The sequence below is a fragment of the Streptomyces sp. NRRL S-495 genome (genome assembly GCF_000966955.1).
Taxonomy (GTDB): domain Bacteria; phylum Actinomycetota; class Actinomycetes; order Streptomycetales; family Streptomycetaceae; genus Kitasatospora; species Kitasatospora purpeofusca.
On the sequence record NZ_JZWY01000745.1, the window covers coordinates 1 to 6,064 of the forward strand.

The 6,064-nt window shown below is 72.5% G+C and carries 6 protein-coding genes and 1 pseudogene; 4 read left to right on the forward strand and 3 right to left on the reverse strand.

The features are described from left to right. Positions 1 to 157: pseudogene (locus VR45_RS44700) on the forward strand (IS5/IS1182 family transposase); the annotation flags it as partial. Between the two features lie 108 nt (positions 158 to 265). On the opposite strand, the gene VR45_RS32420 reads toward VR45_RS44700, so the two are convergent. Then, positions 266 to 877 carry a TetR/AcrR family transcriptional regulator gene (locus tag VR45_RS32420; protein ID WP_045943460.1) on the reverse strand — a complete coding sequence of 204 codons (612 nt, stop codon included), beginning with the start codon at positions 875 to 877 and terminating at the stop codon, positions 266 to 268. Between the two features lie 63 nt (positions 878 to 940). On the opposite strand from VR45_RS32420, the gene VR45_RS32425 reads away from it, so the two are divergent. Together VR45_RS32425 and VR45_RS32430 are read left to right on the forward strand one after the other, a co-directional pair. Then, positions 941 to 1,804, forward strand: a complete 864-nt coding sequence (locus VR45_RS32425; RefSeq protein ID WP_045943461.1) for an alpha/beta fold hydrolase — start codon at positions 941 to 943, stop codon at positions 1,802 to 1,804. A 258-nt stretch (positions 1,805 to 2,062) separates the two neighbouring features. Further along, positions 2,063 to 2,854: a DUF1062 domain-containing protein gene (locus VR45_RS32430; protein ID WP_078897042.1), complete on the forward strand. Its 792-nt coding sequence runs from the start codon at positions 2,063 to 2,065 to the stop codon at positions 2,852 to 2,854. Between the two features lie 72 nt (positions 2,855 to 2,926). Here the strand turns inward: VR45_RS32430 and VR45_RS32435 are convergent, their stop codons facing one another. After that, entirely contained in the window at positions 2,927 to 4,372 is a 1,446-nt protein-coding gene (locus VR45_RS32435) for a hypothetical protein (protein ID WP_045943462.1), read from the reverse strand. Positions 4,373 to 4,913: 541 nt separating this feature from the next. On the opposite strand from VR45_RS32435, the gene VR45_RS32440 reads away from it, so the two are divergent. Next, entirely contained in the window at positions 4,914 to 5,573 is a 660-nt protein-coding gene (locus VR45_RS32440; protein ID WP_045943463.1) for a carbonic anhydrase, read from the forward strand. Positions 5,574 to 5,682: 109 nt separating this feature from the next. On the opposite strand, the gene VR45_RS32445 is transcribed toward VR45_RS32440, so the two are convergent. Then, a partial coding sequence (locus VR45_RS32445) for a CBS domain-containing protein (protein WP_052709544.1) occupies positions 5,683 to 6,064 on the reverse strand: 382 nt, incomplete at its 5' end.

A 6,064-nucleotide genomic window follows, 5' to 3' on the forward strand; every position in this document is an offset into this window, starting at 1 on the left:
GGAGAAGACCGATCAAGCCGCCAACCGGGTCCGACGCGGCAGGACTGGGAGCCGGCCACCTGGTTTCGACCAGGACCGCTACAAGAAGCGCAATACCGTCGAACGGGCGATCAACAAGCTGAAGACCTTCCGCGCGGTCGCGACCAGGTTCGACAAGCGCGGCTACGTCTACCTCGGAACCGTCACAGCAGCCGCGCTCGCCATCTGGCTCCGCTCACGATCGCCAGGACAATGCCTAGGAGGACGTCCCGTTCGGCCTCCTCGCTCACGGGGCCGGGTCAAGGAACAGCTCGTCCAGATGACGGGTGAGGATCGCCAGCGCCGCCTCGCCGGTGCGCTGGCCGCCCAGCACGCTCGAACCCAGACCGTTGACCATGGCCAGCAGTCCGGCAGCGGCGATCCCGGGGTCCTTGTCGGGGGCGATCTCCCCGGCCTGCTGGGCCGCGCCGATGCGCTTCGCGAGGAAGCCCTCCAGCAGTTCGGGCTGCCGCGCGCCGTGCTTCTCCAGCACCTCGGGGTCGTTGAGCACCAGGGTGTAGTAGGCGGCGTAGGTCCTGGTGATCCGGCGGCTCTCCGGGTCGGTCGGCAGGATGCAGGACAGGATCGCGGTCACGGTGCCGCGTGGTGTGGGCGGGGAGCCCGCCTCGCTGATCCACTTCTCCATGCGGGCCTGGAGCTGGGCGGACAGCCTGGCCAGCGCGTCCAGCAGCAGCCCCTGCTTGGTCTCGAAGTAGTACTGCACCAGCCGCAGGGAGACACCGGCTTCGGCCGCGACCGCCCGCATGCTGGCCGACTGCAGCCCCTGGGTGTCGGCGATCCGCAGCAGCGCCTCGGCGATCTGCCGGCGGCGTTCCTCGTGATCGACCCGCGCGTTCATGGTCCCGCCTCCCTGTCACACCCTCTCTGGTACACCCGTATCATGCCGTGATACACATGTATCATGCGAATCAGCCAGTTCAAGAACGACCAGGCCAGGGACCGATTCCGCACCGCCTACGAGCGCGCTCTGGCCGAACTGTGGCCGGGGCCGCGGACGGCGCTGGACCTTCCGACCGCGTTCGGGACCACCCGCGTCTACCGAACCGGGCCGCAGAACGGCGAGCCGATCGTGCTGCTGCCCGGATCGGGCGGAAACGCACTGATGTGGCACCGGTACATCGACACGCTGGCGCAGCACCGTCCGGTCATCGCCGTCGACACCGTCGGCGAGCCGGGCGCGAGCGTGCAGACCGCACCGATCGCCGACGGCCGGGACGGCGCCGCCTGGCTGGAGGAACTCCTGGCCGCACTGGAGGTGACGGCCGCCCATCTCGTCGGCTGCTCCTACGGCGGCTGGCTGGCGCTCAACCACCGGATCCACCACCCGGGACGGACCGCTTCCCTCACCCTGGTGGATCCCGCCGGCTTCGCCGACTTCGGCGCCCGGTTCTACACCTGGCTGATCGCCGGCGCCCTCGCCGCGACAGCGCCGCGCCCGCTCCGCCCCCCGCTGGCCCGCCTGGTCGGCAACAGCGCCGTCCTGGAGGGCGAACTGATGAAGCTGATGCGCGCATCGACGGGATTCCGCCGCGCACTCCCGGTGCCGCCGGTCTTCTCCGACGAGGAACTCCGCCGTCTGCGTACCCCCGCGCTGTTCCTGCTCGGGGCGCGCAGCGCCATGCACGACTCGCGCAAGGTCGCCGACCGGCTCGGCAAGCTCGTACCCACGGCCCGGGTGGAGATCGTGCCCGGTGCCGGCCACGCACTTCCGACCGACCGCCCGGACCTGGTGGCCGACCGCATTCTCGGTGCCGTCGGGCGGTAGTCCCACCTGTGAGCTGTCGCCGCCCGAGGGCACGCGGAAATTCGGTTGCCGCGGGCAGGCGACTCGCTCATGATCTCCCGCATGGACTTTTGATGACTGCCACGTAGTACGTACCTGTCGCGCGATCGACCCCGGAGCCTGACGACCCGGCCCCGGGGCGATGGGTCGCGCCCCTCGTGAGCATCCGTCGCAGAGCGGGAGCCGCCGAGTGAGTTCGGCATGCCCTCCTGCTGAGTCCTGAAAGCACCCAACACATCTATGAATACCGACCGCAAGGCCCTGTGGGCCGTGCGTCAGTCCGCCCTGCCCACCGTCGTCCGGTCCTGCCCGGACTGCCCCGGCATGCGGCACCGCGCCTCGGGGAAGATCCGTGTCAACGCGAACGGCAAGATGCTCGACGTGTGGCTGCTGCTGAGCTGCGCGACGTGCGACCGGACCTCGAAGGTGCCCGTCCACGAGCGCGCCCACGTCTCGACGCTGGAGCCGGCCCGGCTGGTGGCCTACGAGATCAACGACCCGGCAGCGGTCCGGGAGTTGGTGACGAGCGCGTCGCTCGCGGCGAAGAACCGGTACCGGCTCGACTGGACCGGGACGTGGGAGCTGGAGACCCGCATGCCGCTGTACGCGCTCGACGACCCGAACCCGCTCCCGGTGCAGGTGCGCTTCGAGCTGCCCGCGCCGGTCCGGGTGGAGCGGCTGCTCCAGCTCGGGCTCGGCCTGAGCCGGGCCGAGGTGCGCCGTCTGGTCGCGGACGGGCGGATCCGTCTGCCGTTCGCGCCGGACGCCAAGGCGCACCAGGACTTCGAGCTCACCATCCACGGACCCGGTTCCGTCGATGCGGCCAAGCGCGCGAAGTCCCTCGATGCGCCCGACGCCGAACGTTCCGACCTGGCCCGGATCGGGCTGCCGCCCGCACCCGGCCGGGAGCTCCCACGCCGGGAGCTCCCACGCCAGGAGCTCCCGCGCCGGGCCACGGCGACCGGGGCTTCTCCGGTCGATCAGGTACGGAGCCGGACGACGAGGGCGGCCGCGCTGAAGCTGCCGAGGTAGACGCCGGTAGCCGCCCTCCCGCGCGATCCCTTGCGTGGGAGGGCGGCCCGGCTGCCGCGACTGCTGCGCGCGTCAGCGGCGGGTCACCTTGATCACCCCGGTCTCGGTGCCCTGGTAGAGCGTCCCGTCCGGGCCGGTGGTGCCGGTCATCTGCAGCGGGTTGTAGAGCAGCCCGAGGCCGATCCAGGAGCTGGAGAGCTGGGCGCCGGTCCCGGGATCGACGGTGGCGTAGGAGTAGGACGCGAAGGTCTGCGCCCCCGCCGAGCCGGTCGGGCCGCTGACGGTGAAGGTGTAGATCTTCCCGTCCCCCAGCGAGAGCCGCGGCAGTGCGGCCGATTTGACGTTGCTGTTCCAGACCGGGTGGCAGCCGTTGCCGTCGGCGTCGAGGTCGACGCGGCTCAGCCCGCCGTCGAACCCGGCCGAGGCCGGGACGCTGGCGGGCGCTCCGGCCGGGAGGGCGGGGTACGGGTAGCCGTAGGTGTTGGTGACGAAGACGCTGCGGCCGGAGGCGATGACGGCGTCCTCGGTGCCGCTCGCGGGGTACTGGGTGAGGACAGGCGTGGTGCAGACGGGGTCCGGGCCGCCGGCGACCCGGTAGACGAGCAGGTTCTCGTGCGGCGCGGCGTTGTCGGTGATGGTGACGTACTCGGTGCCGGTCCCGGGGCCGAAGAAGCTCGGCGTCGCGCCCGTCCCCCAGCTCAGCTGGCCGGGCTTGCGGCCGGGGCCCCGGTCGTAGGGGGCGCGCCATTCGACGGTCGGGGTGCCGTCGGCGGTCTCGGTGAGCAGGTAGAGCGCGTGGTCGGTGGCGACGGCGGTGTGGCCGGGGACGGTGGAGATGCTGTTCTGCACGCCCTCACCGGTGTTGAGGGTGCGGACCGCACCGGTGGCGGTGTCGACCGTGCCGATGGTTCCGCCGCCGGTGGCGAACCAGACCCGGCCGTTCCAGCCGGGGCTGAGGCCGGTGATGTTGTCCCCGGCCGGAACGGCCGCCCCCAGCGGGGTCGTCTGGTCGATCGTCAGCTTCCAGCCGTCGGTGCTGAGGTGATGGCCTATTCGCAGCAGATTGTTGCCGCCGTCCACCAGGACCAGGGCGTCGGTGTTGTCGAGGTAGGCGTAGACCCCGCCGAACAGACTGCCCTTGGGCAGCGCCAGCGAGGCGAGGTCGGCGCCGGTCCCGGGGTCGAGCAGGTGCACGGTCGGGGTCTGCCCGAAGATCGTGGTGCAGAGGACCACCGGGCGGCGGTCGCTGCCGATCACCACGGTCGGGCAGGCCGAGGCGAGCGCCGTACGGCTCCAGTTGACGGCGCCGCTGCCGGGTCCGGGGTAGGGCGTGGTGTCGCTGGAGGCGCTGTCGCCGTGCATCGTCGCGGTGCCGTTCGCGGCGGTGGCGGGGTTCGGCGGCGGCAGCGGCCCGAAGGTGCCGCCGGCGCCCTGGGCAGCGGTGGCGGGCGTGCAGAGCACCGCCGCGGCGGCAAGGGTCAGTGCGGTACGGATGGCGCGTTGGGTGCGCGGGCGCATGGAGGATCCCGTTCCTGGGGTCGAGAGGGGACGGGGAACCCGGTGGCCGTGCCGTCCCGCTCCTGCGCGGCACGCGTACGCACGCCGCGCCTACGCGCGTGCGCAGGTGCGTAGGGAGGTACGTGCGTGCGGGTGGGAACGGGGCCGATCGGCTCGGGTTCCGGAGCGGCCGGCCTCGTGCGACGGACGAGGTGTCGGCGGAGTGCGGGCCGCGTCAGAGGACGCGGCGACAACCCGTGGTGGTGGCGCGGCCATGGTCGACATGGCGGCGGCTCACGAGCAGGGTCATGCCGGCGACTCTAACGGAGCCCGGGGCCGGGGACGAGTACCCGGTCACTCTGCGAGACGGCCGCTCCGATGTCCGAGGTCGGGGCGGCCCGCTCGGCCTGTCCCACCGGCCGGCGCCTGACGCTGCTGCCGCTCACCTGACTGCTCGGGGCTACTCCGGCGCGCCTCGGGGAACCGCGACGGTTCCTCCGTCCACGACCCGGTGGACCGTCCCGCCCGCGCCGGGCGAACAGGGAGGTCATAGTCTGCGACCATGACCGACACACAGCCTCTGACACCCCGGGAAGCCCTCGAAACGCTGCTGGCCGGGAACCACCGGTTCGTCACCGGGATACCCGAGCACCCGAACCAGGACGCCGCCCGCCGGACCGAGACCGCGCCCGCCCAGGCACCGTTCGCGGTGCTGTTCGGCTGCTCCGACTCCCGCCTCGCCGCCGAGATCATCTTCGACCAGGGGCTCGGTGACATGTTCGTGGTGCGCACCGCGGGCCACGTCACGGGGCCGGAGGTGCTCGGCAGCATCGAGTACGGGGTCAGTGTGCTCGGCTGCCCCCTGGTGGTGGTGCTGGGCCACGACTCCTGCGGGGCCGTCGCCGCCACCCGGGCCGCCGTCGCGGCCGGCACCACGGCGCGCGGCTACGTGCGGGACGTCGTCGAACGGGTGACCCCGAGCGTGCTGGCCGCCAACGCCGCCGGGCACACCGAGGACGCGGACTTCATCGCCGAGCACGTCCGGCACACCGTCGACCTGCTGCTGGAGCGCTCCCGCTGCCTCTCGGACGCGGTCGCCGAGGGCAGCACCGCCGTGGTCGGACTGTCCTACCGCCTGGCCGACGGCACCGCCCGCCTGGTCACGGGCCGCGACGTGGACGTGAACGTGGGTGTCGACGTGGCGGCCGGCGACGCCCGGTGAGGCCCGGCGTTCGCGCCACCGGTGCGAATCCGCGGGGAGAGCCTGTCCGGCGGACCAGGCCGGGGAGGCCAGCAGCACCGGCCGAACCGGTGACCGGGCTCCGCCCGCTCTAGAGGCTGAACAGACCGACGGCGTGGCCGTCGTGGCCCACCACGGGCCACACGGCCAGGCCCCGGGCGCGCATGGCGGCGGCCGCCGTGGCGGCGGGCAGGTCGGCGGTGGCGAACGGGGCACGGTCGAAGGCGATGTCGCGGACCGGGATCCGCTCGGAGAGCCGGGAGCGGACCTCGAACGGCGCGAGGTGTGCGCGGGTCAGCAGCCCCGCGCAGCAGCCGTCGTCGTCGCGGACCAGGACGTGATCGGCGCCGGAGCTGTGCAGGATGTCGATCGCCACGTCGACCATGACGTCGTCGCTGATCTGGAGCTCGGGGTGGCGCATGAGGTCGCCGACCGTGGTGGTGGTCGCGGGGCGTTCGAGGGTGAGCGTCATG

Excerpts from the sequence above, each read along its gene's own strand:
- VR45_RS32430 (WP_078897042.1), top strand. The coding sequence starts at position 2,063 with ATGAATACCGACCGCAAGGCCCTGTGGGCCGTGCGTCAGTCCGCCCTG.
- VR45_RS32420 (WP_045943460.1), bottom strand. The coding sequence starts at position 877 with ATGAACGCGCGGGTCGATCACGAGGAACGCCGCCGGCAGATCGCCGAG.
- VR45_RS32440 (WP_045943463.1), top strand. The coding sequence starts at position 4,914 with ATGACCGACACACAGCCTCTGACACCCCGGGAAGCCCTCGAAACGCTG.
- VR45_RS32425 (WP_045943461.1), top strand. The coding sequence starts at position 941 with ATGCGAATCAGCCAGTTCAAGAACGACCAGGCCAGGGACCGATTCCGC.
- VR45_RS32435 (WP_045943462.1), bottom strand. The coding sequence starts at position 4,372 with ATGCGCCCGCGCACCCAACGCGCCATCCGTACCGCACTGACCCTTGCC.